The organism is Candidatus Campbellbacteria bacterium, from assembly GCA_028817035.1.
Taxonomy (GTDB): Bacteria; Patescibacteriota; Minisyncoccia; order Phycocordibacterales; family JABAAK01; genus JAPPQH01.
In genome coordinates this window covers 25,104-42,952 of the sequence record JAPPQH010000017.1, presented here as the reverse complement: position 1 = coordinate 42,952, position 17,849 = coordinate 25,104, and the positions used below count along the sequence as shown (strand labels likewise).

General features: G+C 39.5%; 13 protein-coding genes and 2 rRNA genes. 5 read left to right on the top strand and 10 right to left on the bottom strand.

All coding sequences use genetic code 11. The features are described 5' to 3' along the window. Nucleotides 1-45: 45 nt before the first annotated feature. Together leuS and OXU73_02935 are read right to left on the bottom strand one after the other, a co-directional pair. Nucleotides 46-2,463: a leucine--tRNA ligase gene (leuS, locus tag OXU73_02940; protein MDD9868258.1), complete on the bottom strand. Its 2,418-nt coding sequence runs from the start codon at nt 2,461-2,463 to the stop codon at nt 46-48. Nucleotides 2,464-2,486: 23 nt separating this feature from the next. Next, nucleotides 2,487-3,317 (bottom strand): hypothetical protein, encoded by an 831-nt coding sequence (locus tag OXU73_02935; protein MDD9868257.1) that lies wholly within the window; start codon nt 3,315-3,317, stop codon nt 2,487-2,489. 95 nt (nt 3,318-3,412) lie between these two features. Here OXU73_02935 and OXU73_02930 point away from each other — a divergent pair, with 95 nt between their 5' ends. Continuing rightward, nucleotides 3,413-3,694: a hypothetical protein gene (locus OXU73_02930; GenBank protein ID MDD9868256.1), complete on the top strand. Its 282-nt coding sequence runs from the start codon at nt 3,413-3,415 to the stop codon at nt 3,692-3,694. An 89-nt stretch (nt 3,695-3,783) separates the two neighbouring features. After that, nucleotides 3,784-4,176 (top strand): hypothetical protein, encoded by a 393-nt coding sequence (locus OXU73_02925; GenBank protein MDD9868255.1) that lies wholly within the window; start codon nt 3,784-3,786, stop codon nt 4,174-4,176. Nucleotides 4,177-4,223: 47 nt separating this feature from the next. On the opposite strand, the gene secF is transcribed toward OXU73_02925, so the two are convergent. From secF to OXU73_02905, 4 genes are all read right to left on the bottom strand, one after another. Then, nucleotides 4,224-5,195 carry a protein translocase subunit SecF gene (gene secF / locus OXU73_02920; protein MDD9868254.1) on the bottom strand — a complete coding sequence of 324 codons (972 nt, stop codon included), beginning with the start codon at nt 5,193-5,195 and terminating at the stop codon, nt 4,224-4,226. A gap of 17 nt (nt 5,196-5,212) precedes the next feature. Beyond that, complete coding sequence (gene secD / locus OXU73_02915) at nt 5,213-6,508, bottom strand: protein translocase subunit SecD (protein ID MDD9868253.1); 1,296 nt, start codon at nt 6,506-6,508, stop codon at nt 5,213-5,215. Nucleotides 6,509-6,569: 61 nt separating this feature from the next. Next, on the bottom strand, nt 6,570-7,703 hold the full coding sequence (locus tag OXU73_02910) for an FtsW/RodA/SpoVE family cell cycle protein (protein ID MDD9868252.1): 1,134 nt from the start codon (nt 7,701-7,703) through the stop codon (nt 6,570-6,572). Next, nucleotides 7,700-8,986, bottom strand: a complete 1,287-nt coding sequence (locus tag OXU73_02905; GenBank protein MDD9868251.1) for a hypothetical protein — start codon at nt 8,984-8,986, stop codon at nt 7,700-7,702. The genes OXU73_02910 and OXU73_02905 overlap by 4 nt, the downstream gene beginning before the upstream one ends. Before the next feature lie 115 nt (nt 8,987-9,101). Between OXU73_02905 and OXU73_02900 the strand changes: the two genes are divergently transcribed. Beyond that, on the top strand, nt 9,102-10,712 hold the full coding sequence (locus OXU73_02900; protein MDD9868250.1) for a hypothetical protein: 1,611 nt from the start codon (nt 9,102-9,104) through the stop codon (nt 10,710-10,712). A gap of 1 nt (nt 10,713) precedes the next feature. Further along, nucleotides 10,714-11,508: a hypothetical protein gene (locus OXU73_02895; protein ID MDD9868249.1), complete on the top strand. Its 795-nt coding sequence runs from the start codon at nt 10,714-10,716 to the stop codon at nt 11,506-11,508. Nucleotides 11,509-11,582: 74 nt separating this feature from the next. Here OXU73_02895 and OXU73_02890 read toward each other — a convergent pair whose 3' ends face one another. From OXU73_02890 to OXU73_02880, 3 genes are all read right to left on the bottom strand, one after another. Further along, complete coding sequence (locus tag OXU73_02890) at nt 11,583-11,891, bottom strand: hypothetical protein (protein MDD9868248.1); 309 nt, start codon at nt 11,889-11,891, stop codon at nt 11,583-11,585. An 85-nt stretch (nt 11,892-11,976) separates the two neighbouring features. Next, nucleotides 11,977-12,083, bottom strand: a 5S ribosomal RNA gene (gene rrf, locus OXU73_02885). A gap of 54 nt (nt 12,084-12,137) precedes the next feature. Beyond that, a 23S ribosomal RNA gene (locus tag OXU73_02880) occupies nt 12,138-15,123 on the bottom strand. Between the two features lie 920 nt (nt 15,124-16,043). Between OXU73_02880 and OXU73_02875 the strand changes: the two genes are divergently transcribed. After that, nucleotides 16,044-17,465, top strand: coding sequence for a PH domain-containing protein (locus OXU73_02875; GenBank protein ID MDD9868247.1), 1,422 nt, complete (start codon nt 16,044-16,046; stop codon nt 17,463-17,465). A gap of 72 nt (nt 17,466-17,537) precedes the next feature. Here the strand turns inward: OXU73_02875 and OXU73_02870 are convergent, their stop codons facing one another. Beyond that, a complete protein-coding gene (locus OXU73_02870) occupies nt 17,538-17,813 on the bottom strand; it encodes a hypothetical protein (GenBank protein ID MDD9868246.1) in 276 nt (91 codons plus the stop codon). Nucleotides 17,814-17,849: the final 36 nt, after the last annotated feature.

Sequence of the window (17,849 nt, the reverse complement as noted above, 5' to 3'; positions counted from 1 at the left end):
TAGGACGCACAGGAAGTGCGTCCTATTATTTTTTATTCAACGACCCTATTTCAAGACGAAATTTATCACCTTGTTTGGGACAAAAATCACATTAGTCGGCTCGCCTTTTTTGATATGCACTGCAACATTGGGAATTTTCTTCGCTTTTTTCTCAACTTCTGACTGAGATGTGTCAGGGGCAAAACTTTCGGTGGCTCTCATTTTGCCGTTTACCTGTATCACAATTGGGACATTTTTAACGACTATTTTTTTAGAATCATATTTCGGCCATTCCGCAAGGTGAATTGATTTTTTGTGACCCAAGTGTAGCCAAATTTCTTCTGTTAAATAAGGACAAAATGGCGCCAATAATTTCAAAAATGTTTCAAAAATAGATTTAGGAATCTTCTTTTCTTTATCCATCGCGTTGGCAAATATCATCATCTGGCTTACTGCTGTATTGAAATGGAATTTTTCTATATCTTCCTTTATCTTTCTTATTGCCTCGTGGAGCTGTGTCTCTAAATTTTCTGATGGTTTAGCAGAATCTGAAACAGAGTCCTTCATTTTCCACACGCGTTCCAAAAATCTTCTTGTCCCATTTATACCCTTTGAATTCCATAATGCAGTTTGGTTGAACGGTGCGATAAACATGACATACATTCTCAAAGCATCTGCTCCATAACTCTCTACAACTTCATCTGGCGTGGTTCCGTTGCTATATCTTTTACCCATCTTTTTGCCATCTTGTGCGTGGATAAGCCCAACCGGTCTTAGAGTATCAAATGGTTCTTCAGTACTTACCAAACCAAGATCATAAAGAACCTTGTGCCAAAATCGTGCGTATATAAGGTGTCTTGTCGCATGCTCCAATCCGCCCACATAAACAGAAACGGGCATCCAAGATTTCTCTTTTTTCTTTCCCACAAAAGATTTTTTGTTATTGGGATCTATGAAACGAAGATAATACCAAGATGAACCAGCCCAACCTGGCATCGTATCTGTTTCTCTTTTTGCTGGACGGCATGCACTCATTTTTTTCCCATCAATCTTGGGGCAAGTCGTGTTTACCCACTCGTCTATATTTGCAAGCGGAGATTCACCTGTCCCTGTGGGTTGATAATTTTTAACATTAGGAAGAAGAAGTGGTAAATCTTCTTCAGGGACTGGAACAACTTCATCATCGCAATAGACAATGGGTATCGGCTCACCCCAGTATCTTTGTCTTGAAAACACCCAGTCCTTTAATTTGTAAGTGCTTGTCTTCACTCCATTTATACGCTCAGCAATTATTGAAGATGCAACCTCTGAGGACAATCCGTTGAATTCTCCTGAATTAACCAACAAACCTTTTCCTGTGTAACATTCATTTTTGTTTTCATCTGCGTCTTCAGACGATATAACTTGAACTACAGGAATGTCATATCTCTTTGCAAAATTGTAATCTCTCTCATCATGTGCTGGAACTCCCATAATGGCACCAGTTCCATAATCTGACAAAATATAATCTGCGATAAAAATAGGTATGGGGTTGTTTGTCACGGGATGTGATGCACGCAGACCTTTTACCAAAACACCGGTTTTCTCTCTTTCTTTGTCTGTTCTTATCGCCTCATCCATCTGCCCTGCTTTTTTTATATACCACTCAACTTCTTCTTTGTTATTTACTTTTGGCAAGATTTTTCTGACAAGAGGATGTTCTGGTGAGAGCGCGAGATATGTAACACCCATAATGGTATCCGCCCTTGTTGTAAATACATTTATTCCGCCGTCTTCATTAAACAACGAAAAGCGAAATTCATATCCTTCACTTTTTCCTATCCAATTCCTCTGCAATTCCACCACATGAGAGGGCCAGTTTTTAAGTTTGTCCAAGTCGTTCAGCAACCTGTCGGCATATTGAGTTATTTTGAGAAACCACTGACACAAATCTTTTTTCAAAATTGGCGTCTTGCACCTCTCACATTTTTTATCTTCAAGATCTTCATTTGCAAGAACTGTCTGACAGGAAGGACACCAGTTGACAGGGGCATTAGCACGATAAGCGAGCCCTTTTTTATAAAATTGTAGAAAAATCCACTGAGTCCATTTGTAATAGTTTTCATCTGTCGTATCAATCTCACGCGACCAGTCATAACTGAGACCAATTTTTTTCAGTTGTGATTTATACATCGCTGTGTTTTTGTCTACTTCTTCTCTTGGATGTGTGTTCGTTTCAATCGCCCTGTTCTCTGCCGGCAGACCAAACGCATCCCACCCCATGGGGTGAAGAACAGCAAAATTATTCATCCTCAAAAAACGCGAATAAACATCACTTGCGATGTATCCTCTGGTGTGTCCCACATGCAGACCATCACCCGAAGGATATGGAAACATATCAAGGACATACCTTGTTTCTTTTTTATCATCCTGTGGGGTGGCATAAATATCACCTTCCTCCCACTTTTTATTAAATTTTTCCTCTATATCTTTATGTGAATACATATTTAATATGAGAGGGCAGATAATTATTTGAAGATCTCTTTGGTGAAGCAATTTCTACCCTCTGTATGATTCCATTGACCATAGGGCGTGCTGCCGCTTAGGTTAAACCTTGCACAGAGCTCTATCGTGTCTGCACTTTTTACATAATACTCAACACCATCTTCAACATCTGGATTCTGTGAAATATTATAATTTTCACTCCTTAACTTCTCAAAAGATGGGATTTCGTTATTAGTTCTATAGTGGGTCTGTACGAAGAAAAATATGTTCGAAAGTTGCTCAACTTTCAATTTGTCCTCTCTTTGTAACAATATGCCACCATTTGATATTCCGACTACGGTAATCACAATTAACACGATTGATACGACCCATACAAATATTTTATGTGCAGATGTATTGCTACTCCACTCATTTTTTAGATCCCTACGGTAATAAAACAACACCACAGCCGCTATCACAGCAACGGCAATCACTTTCAAAGAAAAGTTGAGTAACAAATCGCCACTAAACAAACTCCACAATAATACAATCAAATCAATGATAAGAATAACAAAAGCAAAAAAGATTATCAGCGAGATTGAGCCCACACGCCCTCTTACAGGTTCTGTCCCTGATATTTTTTTTCTTGCACGACCAGTCATCCAAAACAAAAGTGGGAGTAAAACTATGTAAACCGGCATTGCAAAATTCAGAGATTCTCTTGGGCTATAACTACCAAATGCTTCTGGTTTAGCGAAAAGAATATCAATCAAATCAAGGACAGCGATACCCAAAAAGAGGATACCAAAACAAGCAACAAAGAATAGCCCTATGTATAGCAAAAGTGTTCCTATAGATCTATTGTCGTTCTCCATAATATTCATTTTATCAAAGTCAGCGAAAGTGTCAATGTGACAGTGACATGAAATTAAATGTGCCCACATTGACAACACGCATTAATTGTATTATTATGCCTTTAAGAGCATTTACTTGCTCAAAGGTTCTTTTTGATGTCTGTAAAGACAGAGGAGGTGATGTCATGAATGAAGAAGAACAAAACCTGCTAGTCCTAAATAGGATAAGCAAGGAAAACATTGAGGATGCCCTTGATCGGTGTAGGGGAGATCCGTTACAAGCGGCATGCCTGTTGGGTTTACCCATTGATGCCATGAAACATCGTGCGGACCAACTCGGCTTGATTCTGTCTTGCGAGAGTAAGTATGCCTTGCCAGCCAAGCCAGATAGCTGCTGATCTTGAATAGGTACGCACGCCCGTGCGTACCTATCTTTTTTTATCTACTAAATGTGCCCACATTGACAACACGCATTAATTGTATTATTATGCCTTTAAGAGCATTTACTTGCTCAAAGGTTCTTTTTGATGTCTGTAAAGACAGAGGAGGTGATGTCATGAATGAAGACGAACAAAACCTAGTCCTAAAGAGGAGAGTGGAGAGACTTGAGGAAAAAGCCCAAGCCTTAGAAGGTAAGTTTCAAAAACTCATCAATGTGATGAGCAGCGATTTCAATGCCCATAAGAGTTGGAGGAGTTTTGACAGGATAAGCGAGGAAAACATCAATGATGCCCTTGATCTGTGTGGTGGAAATCCGCCACAAGCGGCATACCTGTTGGGTTTAACCTTTGATGCCATGAAACATCGTGCAGACCAACTCAACATGTTGCTCTATCCCCCAGGAAAAAGTTATGACTTAATTGAAAGCGAAGTCAGATAGCCGCTGATCTTGAATAGGTACGCACGCCCGTGCGTACCTATCTTTTTTTATCTATGGTTTCTGTCCAACCTTTCATTTAGTTCTCGTTCTGCTTTTGAAAGTGCATCTTTACCCTGCGTGTCTTTTACATAATCCTTGTATGATTTTGAACTTGTTTTGAACAAACTCAAGAGTGGCGCCGCGAAAAACAACGAAGAATATGTTCCAACAAACACACCTATCAAAAGGGTAAGCGCAAACCACTGAGTAACAGCGCCTCCCAAGAAATACAGCGTTCCCAAAGCAAATGCTGTCGTGAGAGATGTATTTATTGATCGTGAGAAACTTTTATTTACACTTGACTCAATTGTCTCTGAAAAAGAAACTTCCCTGCCTTGCTCTCTACTCATACGCAGACCTTCCCTTATGCGATCAAATATAACTATCGTGTCATTTATTGAATAACCTATTATCGCAAGCAGTGCCGTCACAAAGAGAACATCAATCTGGGCGTCTGATATGTATGAAAAGATGGAATAAATCCCTGTCGGTATTATCACATCATGCGCGAGGGCAATCATAGCCACAAGACCGTATTTCCAAGAAGAAACTGGGTAAGAAACCTTGCGAAAAGCAAAGGCGACATACAGGATTATTATAATTGTCGCGAGAAGTGCGGCAATTAGGGCTTTTCTTGTTATTTCTGAACTTATGGATGGACCAATTGACTGGTAGGCAGAGATGTTTGGAGCAGCGCCGCCTATGTTAAGAAGTGAAAGAAGTTCCAACCGACCATCTTCATCCAAGTCGCCAACTTGTAGCGAGTAGCCACCTCCCTTTTCTCTCAAAACATAAGTCTCAAATGAACCGCTTATTCTATTCTCTATTTCACTTTTCAATATGTTTTGATTATACGAAAACTCTACAGATGTTCCACCGCTAAATTCAATCCCCAACTTTGGCGGATTAAATATTATGAGCAAAAGTGAAGCCACAATCAATATAAATGATATTGAGAGGAACACTTTCTTTTTTTTCATTATTGAAACCATAATAATTATTTTTCTTTAACACCAAATATAATTGACCCTAATGTCTTTCTGGATACACTCCCAAAGACTCGCAAGAGGGTTCGAGAAAATACAATCGCCGTAAACATGCTGACGATTATTCCCATACCAAATGTGAATGCAAAACCTTTTATGAGAGAGGTTCCAAGCCAGAAAAGCAAAATCGCTATTATCAAACTTGTTAAGTTACCGTCACGGATTGAAAGCCATGCACGAGCGAATCCTTTGTTTATCGCCTCTCTCGCTTCAGACCCAGATCTTATCTCTTCTTTTATCCTTTCAAAGATAAGAACATTTGCATCCACCGCGATACCTATGGATATTATGAAACCAGCAAGTCCAGCGGCTGTGAGAGTGACTGGTATGAACTTAAAGAGAAGAAGCATTATCGCCACATAGGTAATGAGAGAGACTGTCGCCACAAAACCCGAAAGACGATACCAAGCAATGAGGAATAAAATTATAAGCAAAAATCCAACTATTGCAGCATTTACTCCGTCTTTTATTGTTTCTTCTCCCAATGTCGCCCCTATGGTCTGGACTCCCTCAATCTCAATAGGAACAGGAAGTGCACCGAAGTTTAAGTTTCGTGAGAGTTCCCTTGCTTCATCAGCTGTAAAGTTTCCGGTTATTGATGCGGTTCCACCTGGTATAGGTTCGTTTATTATTGGCTGGGAGATTACAGTGCCATCAAGAAAAATCGCCAGGTACTCGCCCACATTTTCTGATGTAATCTGTTCAAAAAGTTTTGCTCCCTCGCCATTAAAATTAACAAGTATGCCAATCTCTCCTGTCGGTGTGTTTGCGAGACCCTGTGGAAAATATAAATCAGAGCTTTCCACATACCGCCCTGTTATGCCTGTGTCCTCAAAACTAATGTTATTTCCATCTATACGAAGCAACCTAAACTCAAGCAAAGGAGTTTTACCTATCTGCTCTATCGCGGCATCAACATCTGTAACACCAGGAAGTTCAACTATAAGTCGTTCAATCTGTGAATCTGTTACAAAACTTGACGAACTTGTTCTTATAATAGGTTCAGCAACACCAAAAGCGTCCACCCTTCTTTCTATAACATCACGAAGTGCGTTCATCGCATCTGCCACTTCCTCTCTTGGAATTTTAGAAACATCAGCGTTGTAGACCAACTCTGCACCACCTTTCAAATCAAGACCAAGTTGAAAAGGCTTACTCTGAGAAACATATTCAGTGTAATAAACAAAATAAACCAGTAAGAAACTAATCGCTATAAATATATATGCTTTTATTCGTTTTCCAATCATAAACTTCTTTCAAAAAATCAAAATTATTATACCAAATATTGTACCACAAAATAATTATGGTCTAAGAGCCAATCCCATAGAATTCTTTTTTCGTCCCTTCTTCGTGGAGGGCTCTCGCATACTTAGACATAGCCATTATCATCCCCAAAAGTATATATTCAGATATTATATGCGACCCCCCATAACTCATAAATGGCATGGTCGTCCCCGTCACAGGCAACAAACCAACATTTACACCTATATGGACAAACAACTGAATCGCAAAAAATATGGCGGTGCCAAGCGCAAAGAATATTTCAAAGTTTGTCTCACCACGCAGAGCATATTTTAATATACGGAGAAAAATAATTCCAAAAAGTAAAAATAAAACGACAACGCCAACAAATCCCCATTCTTCAGAAAATGCGGCAAAGATAAAATCTGATTCATACTCTGGCAAGAATGCAAGTTTGGATTGTGTTCCCTGACCGACACCCTTGCCGAACCACTGTCCCGAGCCAACAGATATGGTTGCTTGATACGCGTTGTAACCTGTTCCCTGAATATCTGAAAAAGGTTTTACAAAAGAAATTATTCTGTCTTGTTGATATGTGGAGAGAAAGTTCCATCCAGATCCAAGAAGTAATATACCAAGTGCAAAAAATAAAAAGAAGTGTTTTTTTGACATACCGGAAACCAAAACCATGCCAAACCATATCCCCGCGATTATCATTGCAGAACCAAAGTCAGGTTGTATGAGAACAAGCCACACAGGAATCGCGACATAAACCAAAGATGATATTGGGTGGCGCAACAAACCTATATTTATATGTCTCCTTGAAAAATATTTCGCCAGAAAAATTATTATCATAATTTTTGTAAAATCAACTGGCTGAAACGCTATGGGACCAAAAATATACCAACTTTTTGCCCCATTGATTTCTGGGGCAAAAAACAAAAGCCCCACCAAACTCAGACAGACAATAAAGTATAAAAATAGGACAATTCTGCCATTTCTAAGGAAATAAAAGTCCATTTTAGAGATCAAAATAGCAAGAAACACGCCCATCACCACGAAGACCCCCTGCCTAATAAACAAAGTGGAATCATCAAGTATTGATGGATATATCGTTATGAAACCAAAGATTGATACAAGTATTGCGGGGGTTAACAACACAAAGTCGGTGTTTGAGAAAAAAGATTTTAAGAGCTTCATATTTTCTCTATGATTGGTATTACCTCTACTCTGATTGGTTGAGAGACACATCTCTCAGAAGTTGAGAATCTGTATGAAGATGACACATCATTTTTTGTTGTTCCAATTTTTCTATATCTGATTCCAAGTAGTTCTTCTTCTGTTGTTGTTGATGTGTCGGGCGTTATCAAATAAATTTCAGAATTTATATTTTCAAACAGCGTCTTTAATCTTTCCTGTTCACCTGAGATTGATGTCTGTAGAAAATCACTTTCTGAAATTACAAATATAAGTAACTTTTTATTTGGATCTCTTGTGCTAAGAGTGTCTCCAATTTCTTTGTAAACTTCACTGCCTGACACTTCTCTGAACAAAGAAGTTATTGAGTTTGCAGATACATCCGTTTCAAAATTATCTGTCTTTGTTATCCTATCCCCCAACCTTACAACACCTGCAAAACTATCTCGCGGTCGTATCTCTGCCAGTAAATTTTGAAACGCAGATGTTAAAGAAACATTACTTGACTCTAAATTAAGAAAAGCAAAAACTTGTGTGTCCAACCTACACAAAGACTCAACCCCGTCTATCCTTTCACGCCATTGAAAAATCAAATCCTTTCTTTCTCTTTGGGCTATACGCTTTATAAAATAACGGGATGCTGCTATTGCGTTTCCCTCTTCATCAAACACAGTCGCAAAAAAATCAATGTTCCTTATAGGATTGAGAGACAAATTTTCAACCTCACCTTCCACCCTTGGCGTTTCTTCATCAAGCACCAACCTTTCATTTATTATTCTTAACTTAGTTTCCTTCTCATCTACAGTTGACCTGCTCCACTCTATCCCATCTGTAAACTCAAGAAACGCCCTGTTTGGAATGTCATCTCCTTCTTCTATTCTCATTGATATGAAAACAGGAGTTATTGATGACGGCAGAAGTGTTACAGTTCCCGACAAAGGATTTATTTTTACATTGTTTCTATCAAAAAGTGCTATGTCATATTTTGCATCTCTTGCGGTTAAATCAGTATTGGTGTTTCTAATATATGAAACTATCTGATAAGTGTCATTTGAATGAAACACCCTCGTCCAAAGAACTGTCGGACTAACAGATTCAAAAGGACAAATTGATCCGCAGATACCACCACAGTCAACCCCCAACTCATCTTGATTCTGTAGACCATCCTGACAAGTTGGCGGTTCGTATCTCCACCACAAAACAAACAATACAAATATGATTACAAAGACAATGAAAATAATTGAATTTATTATAAGTTTTCTTCTGAAAGCCCAAGCGGATGACATTAATAGTTATTGTAGCAAAATAAAAATGGGTTTGGTAGTTCGCCCCACTTTACACATACAATATCAATGGATTTTGCCCAAATATTGAAAAATGGTGTAATAATAAACAATATATATGGGAAAAAACCGAAAAGCAAAAAAGTTTGAGGGTGGTGGTGGCAATAGAGGTAATAATGGTAGTGAACAAAATAATAATAAGAAGAAAGGAGGCGGACAAGCAAAAAAAGTGAATATTAGAAACACAACAGGTGTAATGCAAATAGGAGAAAGGATATTAACAGCTGATGAATATGAAAGATTAATTAGTGAAACTAATACAACATCAGTTACATCTGGGGTGGATAAAGAAGCGAGGAGGCTACAAATTGAAGAGAGGAAAAAAAAGGCCAGAGCGGAACAAATACAAAACCTATTGAAGAAAAATAGAGAGAAAAGAAGAAAATTAGAGAAACTTGAAAGAACCATGTGGCTTTTGTCAGATAGGAGGTTGCCAGTGAGGTGGGATAGAAGGAATGAGCAGGATAGGAAGCATTTAAGATTTACTGAGGATTCAGGTAGTCATTTTCAGGAGGCGCGCAATGTGTTAAAAAATAAAATACTTGAGGACCTATCAAAAAACCCAGCAAGTCATTCCAAATTAAGAAAGGTAGTTATAGAATACCCGCAACACTTTGATGAGGAACTTGTTGCGAAATTTACTATTTATGAGAACGAACTAAAAGAAAAATTAGCTAAGGCAGGAAAGGGAGTAGTGAGAGCACCAACACCAAAAGTAAATCAGACATTGGGAGACTCGGGTGCATCAGAAGCATTACAAAAAATGAAAGCAATATTAGGAGGTACCACTGTAGAAAAACTTCCACCAAAACCAAAACCCCAACAAAAACCAGTAAGCACTCCTAATAGAGTAGCCGTCACACCAAAAAAGAAAGTGGTTAAAAATAATATAGAGCCTCAACCACAAGTGGTAGAGAAAGACGGAAATAGGCTTGAAGAAAACAGAAACAACCTTGAGAAAAAAATTATGCCTGAAATTGAGGATATGAGAGGTAGTTTAACAAGAGAAGCAACCACCATATACAAATTTGCATTGGCAGAAGTGAGAGAGAAAATTGAAGAAAATTTTAATCATGCGGGAGAAAGAAGAAGAATCGTACAAGCATACCGTGTCGCAGAAAATATAAATACTATTCGGAAAAAGAGTGGTAGAGAATTTGAAAAAAGATTAAAAGATTTTTGTATTAAGGTATTGAAATGGAATCCAAGTGATGTATTGCTGGAAGAAACACGATTGAAAAGCATAAGTAAATTGGAAAGTGAAGAAAAAAGAATGAAAGACCTTATGCCATATATTAGGGCAATTTCCAATCCAGCCACAATAACTGGGGTAATCAACGAAATGAAGTATCAAGAAAAAGAAATGGCGAAAATAAAGGGTTCTCCTGGTTTACTACTAGAACTCAATGCTATGAAAAAGGTGATGCTCTCAAATCCTCTGTATGTCCCATCTGATAAGGAAGATGCTGAGGAATTTATGGAGCAATATGAATTAAAAATGGGGAGTATTAACAGCCTTGCCATAAAGAGCATTGAGGACAAGTTGGATGATAAAGACAGGAAAGAGATTGACAATCTTGGCAATGAAAAAAGGTTGTATGAGCACTTCATTGGCGCTCATAAAATATACTTAGAAAGACAAAAAGATATACAATCTAATAATAAATAATATGGCAAACCCACAATATCAAAGAGAGGATTTGAATCCACAAGATCCAACAAAACAAATAAAGGTGAGTGGAGAGTTTTCTGAAAGAATAGTAGAAGAAATAAGTCCTGAAAATCAAATTCTTAGAAACCATCTTGAAAGAGCAAGTGATGTAATGTATGACAAAGTAAGGCGAAAAGATTTTAGAAACAAAATAACAAATGAAAAAGGTAATATTGTAGGATGGGTTAAGTTTCCAAGAGAATTCATTAATGAGATGATTGATACATTAAATAAAGTTGATAATGAGCGCCATTTAATGAGACAGCTTGAGGGAGTAACTTATCACTCATTCGGTTTGGAAAGTGATCTAAACGAAGTGAGAGATATAGGTAACATGTTCGTGGGTAAAGAAAGAAAAAAAGAAATAGAAAATTATATACACAAACAGTTAAAGAAATCAGAAGGTGGTTTTGACACATTTAGCGGCATTGAGGCGAGGGAGAAATTGTTAAAAAAGAGAAAGGGTGATAAGAACAATGAACGGATGTTAAATGATTTGAACGGAAGAAAACTTGGGTTATTAAAACAGGGAAATAACTACAAGCCAATAAATTACAATGATGGTTATGCTTTTGTTCGTGCAAGATTTTATATATTTGAAAAAATTCAAGGTTTTGCTGAAAAGATTTATGTAGGCGAAAAAGCAGAGATAAAAAATGACCCAGCATACATTTTTGTAAAAGGAAGTCCATACCTAAGAGATGTGCTTGAAGAATTTCTAAATCAAGAAAAAGGTGGTAATGTGTCAGGTTAATCGGGGCAAGTGAAAAATGTAGACAAAAATAAAGAGGCAGAATTCTGCCTCTTTAAGTGCGAGAAACTTGACCTTTAGGTCTTCTTGGGAAGGACTTCTCTTGGGTAAACCTGACCAGCGCCAAGTTCAACAAAGTCTTTTTCCCTCTTTTCAATAATCTCAAGAGATTTCAACAAATCTTTCTCAAAAAATTCGCTGTGCTCTTTGACAAGTGCAATGGCTTTCTGAAATTTGCGATAAGCACATCTGTGATTTGAATACTTATCACTAAGAACTTTGCCTCGGGCATACAGATTCTCAACTTCTTCTTTTACCTCCTGCCCTGTTCTTTCACGACCAGATGGTTTTCCATTCACTTTTTTCCTCCTTTCTCTTTTTTCCATGAACAAATACCTTGTTCTTTGGACTATTTATTATATTAAAACATTTTTTCCTATTTTGCAAGTAAGCATAAATTAGACCCCTTTACTCTGGCGACAAGCTACTTTCCCCATGAGAGTATCATCGCCTCAAGAGGGCTTAACTTCCGTGTTCGGAATGAGAACGGGTGTGACCCCTCCGATTTCGTCACCAGAGTAAAAAGGTCTAAAAATAATTTAATGTATGCGAGTTTTGGAACTCCCAACAAAGATAAGAGGATAATTTGTCTATTAGTACTTCTCCGCTCAGCGCGTCACCGCGCTTACACGTAAAGCCTATTAACCTGATAGTCTTTCAGGGACATGATGTCTAATCTTAAAGTACGCTTCCCGCTTATATGCTTTCAGCGGTTATCGTTGCCCGACTTAGATACCCAGCGATGCCCTTGGCAGGACAGCTGGTACACCAGAGGTCAGTTCGCTCCGGTCCTCTCGTACTAGGAGCAAGTCTTTTCAAACATCAACGCCTGCGGAAGATAAAATCCAACCTGTCTCACGACGGTTTTAACCCAGCTCGCGAACCACTTTAATTGGCGAACAGCCAAACCCTTGGGACCTTCTCCAGCCCCAGGATGTGATGAGCCGACATCGAGGTGCCGAACTCCGCCGTCGATATGAACTCTTGGGCGGAACCAGCCTGTTATCCCCGGGGTAGCTTTTATCCGTTGATCTACGACTGCATCTAAGACACATCGTAGGTTCACTATGTTCTGCTTTCGCACCTGTTCGGGATGTCACCCTTACAGTCAAGCTCTCTTATGCCATTACACTATCAGCACGGTTTCCATTCGTGCCTAGAGAACCTTATAAACTCCTCCGTTACTTTTTGGGAGGATAGCGCCCCACTAAAACTACCTGCCACGCACTGTTCCCGGTCGTTTTTGCCGCACGGGTTAGAAAGCACCGATACAAAGAGTGGTATTTCACTGACGACTCCATATGCCCCTAAAGGCATACTTCAAAGTCTCCCACCTATTCTACGCATTGCATCAATACTCCCAATACGAAGCTATAGTAAAGCTCCACGGGGTCTTTTCGTCTTTCCGCAGGTAATCGGCATCTTTACCGATATTGCATTTTCGCCGAGCTGCCTCTCGAGACAGTTCCCCCCTCATTACGCCATTCGTGCACGTCTGAAGTTACCAGACAAGGAATTTCGCTACCTTAGGACCGTTAGAGTTACGGCCGACATTCACCGGGGCTTATATGATCCAGCATAGCAAAATAAATTTTACTACACCCCCCATATTTAACCTTCCGGCATTGGTCAGGCGTCACCCCCTATACATCCTCTTACGAGTTCGCAGGGAGCTGTGTTTTAAGTAAACAGTTGGGAGAGATTCTTTAGCTGCGACCAATCAATCAAGATTGGTAGGCCTTATTCCTAGGTTACGGCCGCTTTTTTGCCGAGTTCCTTGAGAAGCAATCACTCGTTCGCCTTGGTCTTCTCGACCTGAGCACCTGTGTTGGTTTTCGGTACGGTTTGTTATATGTTAAGTTTAGAAGTTTTTCTTGGAAGAGTGCTCCCCTTTATCTAAAAAGGCAAGCCGTTTCATTTTCACTTTACTCGGAATTGTGCTGTTCGGATTTACCTGAACAACTTCCTCATAAAGCAAACGCAAATCCAATAATGCGCAAAGAGTACAACTCTCCGTTACTCCGTCACACATACAACAAGTCACGGAATATTAACCGTGTGTCCATCGTATACGGCTTTCGCCATCTACTTAGGCTCGACTAACCCTCGGCTGATTGTCATTGCCGAGGAAACCTCGCTCTTTCGGCGTGCAGGGTTCTCACCTGCATTGCGGCTACTTGTGCCAGCATTCTCACTTCAGTGCGCTCCACTATGGGTCACCCCTTTAGCTTCAGTGCACACAGAACGCTCTCCTACCGCTTATTTTATAAAAAATAAGCTCTCGACTTCGGTATCATACTTAAGCCCCGCTAATTTACGGCGCAGAATCTCAGTAGGCAAGTGAGCTGTTACGCTTTCTTTAAAGGGTGGCTGCTTCTAAGCCAACCTCCTTGCTGTATATGAAATATCCACCTCCTTATTTTGCACTTAGTATGAATTTAGGGACCTTAGTCAGAGATCTGGGCTCTTTCCCTCTTGACCAATGGAGCTTAGCCCCCATGGTCTAACTGCCGTGTTGTAGTTTTCGGTATTCGGAGTTTGATAGGAATGACGAGGTTGCCCCCTATTCATTCCTTCCAGTGCTCTACCCCCGAAATAATCACACGACGCCAGCCCTAAAGCTGTTTCGGAGAGAACCAGATATTGCCGAGTTCGATTGGCTTTTCACCCCTTACCTCAGGTCATCCAAAGGCATTGCACTGCCAACTGGTTCGGTCCTCCTTGTGCCTTTCGACACAATTCAACCTGCCCAAGGCAAGCTCACTCGGTTTCGGGTCCGATGCCTGCTACTTACGCGCTATTAACACTTGGTTTCCCTATGGCTACACCCTTATCAGGCTTAACCTAAATTTGCAACAGACAATCGACTCACTGGCTCATTCCTCAATAGGCACGCCGTCACGGTCTAGGACCGCTCCGACTCTTTGTAAGCATATGGTTTCAGGTCTATTTCACCCTCCTTCCGGAGTACTTTTCACCTTTCCCTCACGGTACTGGTTCACTATCGGTGTTCGAGTAGTATTTAGCCTTGCCAGTTAGTCCTGGCTGATTCACCCAGGCCATTCGTTTCCCGGGCTACTCAGGAATAATCAGCTAAAAAGAAATGTCGTTTTCGAATACGGGACCATCACCCTCTTAGGTCAAGCTTTCCAGCCTGTTCTCCTAACAACATTTTTTGTAACTTTTCCTTACTGAAAAATCAGCAGCGCTGAAGTCCTACTACCCCCTCTTTACTCTTAAAACCACTTCTTGATAGAAATAGTTTCAAGAGAAAGCTGGTTTGGGCTTCTCCCTTTTCGCTCGCCGCTACTTAGGGAATTTTCTCATAGTTGAGTTTGTTTTCTTTTCCTTCGGGTACTAAGATGTTTCAATTCCCCGAGTTAACTCCTTTTGTCTTTACAACAATAAGGTACTCTGATAATAGAGTGGGTTTCCCCATTCGGAAATCTACGGTTCAAAGGCTACTTGTCGCCTCCCCGTAGCTTATCGCAGACAAGCCACGTCCTTCATCGTCTCTCGAACCCAAGGCATCCACCATATGCCCTTTGTATCCCCTTATATTTGTTAGGAGATCCAAAAGCCGCATACATTAAATTATATGCTTTTATATACCTGTGTATATTGATTTTGAGATATTCAAAATGTAAAAGAACAATTTAGCAAAACAACAAAACAAAAAGCGCGCAGGATGTAGTTTCCCGCAACGCTATTTGGTAAAAGCACAGGACCTACCCCATTAAGATTCTATGTCTCATTTGTTTGCATAATTGTATGGTATCACAACCCCCCAAATTTTGTCAATCCCCCAGGGCTCGCTCTGTGAGCCCTTCCTATTTATTATCGCTCGTGGCTCGCAAGCAGCTTAGATAATATATATATTATAATACGTATTGACAATGGGTTGGGGATGTGTAATCATTATATTAGCAATCAAGAAATTGGTTGATTCACCTTTGTTCTTAAGAAGGAGGATTTGTGATGAGTGAGAAAGCAATACCGGCTGATGTATCCCGAATCTTTGACGGGATTAACAGTATGGTGGCGGAAAAGAAAGATGGTGATGCAACCAGGGACGAGAACCAGCAAGACGAGCGGTAAGGTCCATCATCTTTCAAGCAAAGAGTAGGCAGGATGCCTACTCTTTTTAATTATCATCTCGCTTGATTTTGCTCGCTTCTATCTATATATAAAATTAATAAACGGATGCACATGTGTTGGGCTTTCAACTTCAAACGCCATGGCATCCGTTTTTTCCGATTAAACAGATAAGGTCCCGAGTTTTGCTCGCCACATAACATATTATATGTGTAGGTTTCTGGCGAGGGATTACTCGAACCCTAATATATATTGTAGCATATCTCCCAAGATATGTCAACCCCCCTATTTTACTAAAGAAAATGCCACCCCTTTCACCTCCTCACTGCAACAAAATTCCTCTGCTGTCTGGTTTCTTGATTTTTGTGATATTATTGGAAATAATGGACAAGTTTGAGAATACGGGTGGGATGACGCAGGCAGAGTTGAAAAAGACAGTTGGTCTTTTCTCCGAAAAATTAAGAGATGGAGAAGAGATTAAGTGGGTTGGTAAGTCATACAATCTTCTGTTGCGGATAAAATCGGTTTTTTCTCTCTTCGTCATGGTGGGTATATTTTTTTGGTTGGAAGGCAATACATATCTTGGGGTTATTTTGAATTTATCTACACCAGGTCTGTCTTGGTTTGTAGATACAAATAATCTTGAAGGAGCGGTTGAAATTAGTTTTCTTGGGGCATTTTTGATTGCTGCTATTCCTGTGGCTTTTTACAATCTTTTTCTATTTTTTAAAACAACCAGATACGCAATAACAAACAAGAGGTTTCTTATAAGATATACTCGTTATTTTCTATATTCTTATAACATATCAGACATACGGGAAATGAAGATAGACCAGGGTGCGTTTGGGCATCTGATAGGAAGTGGGACATTGTCTATTGACACGGGAAAATTTCTTCAGATGAGTGATGAGGATGGATATAAAAAAAATCAATATATTAAAAAATGGCAAAAACTCAAGGGCATAAAAAACCCGTATTTTGTGAGAGAACTGATGGAAAGACCAAGCACTTTGAATGAGCAAGCCGTTTTCCTTGAGAAAAAAATCACAAGGCTGGAGAAAGAGTTGGGGAAAAAACCAGATTATTCTCTGCTTATGAGGAACGCACAACACACAGACAACATGTCGCCAGGTGAAGCAAAAAAAGTAGTTGCTCTTTTCTCCGAAAAATTAAGGGATGGGGAAGAAGTTAAATGGGTTGGCAAACCCTATGGTCCTATAGCATTTATAAAGATGGTGGGGCGCACCATAGTTGGCGTGCCAATTTATCTTTTTATTGCAATTATAGTTGCTACTATTATTTATGGAGAGGGTATGTGGTCTTCCAGTTCTAGCGAGCCGCTTTCTGCCCTATTTATAATTGTTCTTATCATCATATTCAGCATAATTATTTTTGTTTTCTTTGTGTATCCCGTATATCTCTTTATTCACTTTAGCTTAATCCGTCTTATAGTAAGCAGATATGTAATAACGAACAAGAGACTTTTTATGAAAAATGGTTGGTTTGACTGCAATACACACAGGCTATCAAGGATACCAGAGGTAAAACTTTATACAGGTTATTTTAGTAGTAAACTTAAATGTGGGGATATTGATATTAATGTTGAGTGGATGAAAAAAGGTAGTAAGTTTTATTATAAAACGAGATCAAGAAAAATGTTCGGCATAAGAAACCCTGAATCTGTGAAAAACCTGCTTGAGCAATGTATAAAAGAAAGTAAAAGAAAGGTCACCCAAAGTGAGATTGATGCCCTACAAAGAAGAGCCACGGAGTTGGAGGTAGAATTGTCATCAAAAAGAAAATAAAAAGCGGACGAACCCAAAAAGGGTTGTCCGCTTCAATTCATGCCACGCCACGACATTTTTTTATCGCGAAACTCACAGGATTTCGCATATTTTTTGTGGCATGATGTCTTTTGGGGAATCTTCTCTCATTGTTCTTATCCTATTTTTTACATTTTCTATCTCCTCATCCGTAAGAAGATATCGGTTCCCATTCAAAAGATCCTCAATATCTGAGAGTGCACTTTCGGCACCTTGACGATTTTGCGATGCAGCCAGAAACACTTCTGCGGTAATAAAAAGATCGCCTATATCTGACGATAATTTCAACCGCTGTTCCTCTCTATCACCTTTCTCTCCACCATGTGACATATCACACCTCCTTTCCTTGCCACTATTTGTCAAAGA

Coding starts and splice junctions, on each gene's coding strand:
- OXU73_02905 (MDD9868251.1), bottom strand. CDS start 8,986: ATGTCATCCGCTTGGGCTTTCAGAAGAAAACTTATAATAAATTCAATT.
- OXU73_02910 (MDD9868252.1), bottom strand. CDS start 7,703: ATGAAGCTCTTAAAATCTTTTTTCTCAAACACCGACTTTGTGTTGTTA.
- OXU73_02925 (MDD9868255.1), top strand. CDS start 3,784: ATGCCTTTAAGAGCATTTACTTGCTCAAAGGTTCTTTTTGATGTCTGT.
- OXU73_02895 (MDD9868249.1), top strand. CDS start 10,714: ATGGCAAACCCACAATATCAAAGAGAGGATTTGAATCCACAAGATCCA.
- leuS (MDD9868258.1), bottom strand. CDS start 2,463: ATGTATTCACATAAAGATATAGAGGAAAAATTTAATAAAAAGTGGGAG.
- OXU73_02870 (MDD9868246.1), bottom strand. CDS start 17,813: ATGTCACATGGTGGAGAGAAAGGTGATAGAGAGGAACAGCGGTTGAAA.
- secD (MDD9868253.1), bottom strand. CDS start 6,508: ATGATTGGAAAACGAATAAAAGCATATATATTTATAGCGATTAGTTTC.
- secF (MDD9868254.1), bottom strand. CDS start 5,195: ATGAAAAAAAAGAAAGTGTTCCTCTCAATATCATTTATATTGATTGTG.
- OXU73_02930 (MDD9868256.1), top strand. CDS start 3,413: ATGCCTTTAAGAGCATTTACTTGCTCAAAGGTTCTTTTTGATGTCTGT.
- OXU73_02875 (MDD9868247.1), top strand. CDS start 16,044: ATGGACAAGTTTGAGAATACGGGTGGGATGACGCAGGCAGAGTTGAAA.
- OXU73_02900 (MDD9868250.1), top strand. CDS start 9,102: ATGGGAAAAAACCGAAAAGCAAAAAAGTTTGAGGGTGGTGGTGGCAAT.
- OXU73_02890 (MDD9868248.1), bottom strand. CDS start 11,891: ATGGAAAAAAGAGAAAGGAGGAAAAAAGTGAATGGAAAACCATCTGGT.
- OXU73_02935 (MDD9868257.1), bottom strand. CDS start 3,317: ATGGAGAACGACAATAGATCTATAGGAACACTTTTGCTATACATAGGG.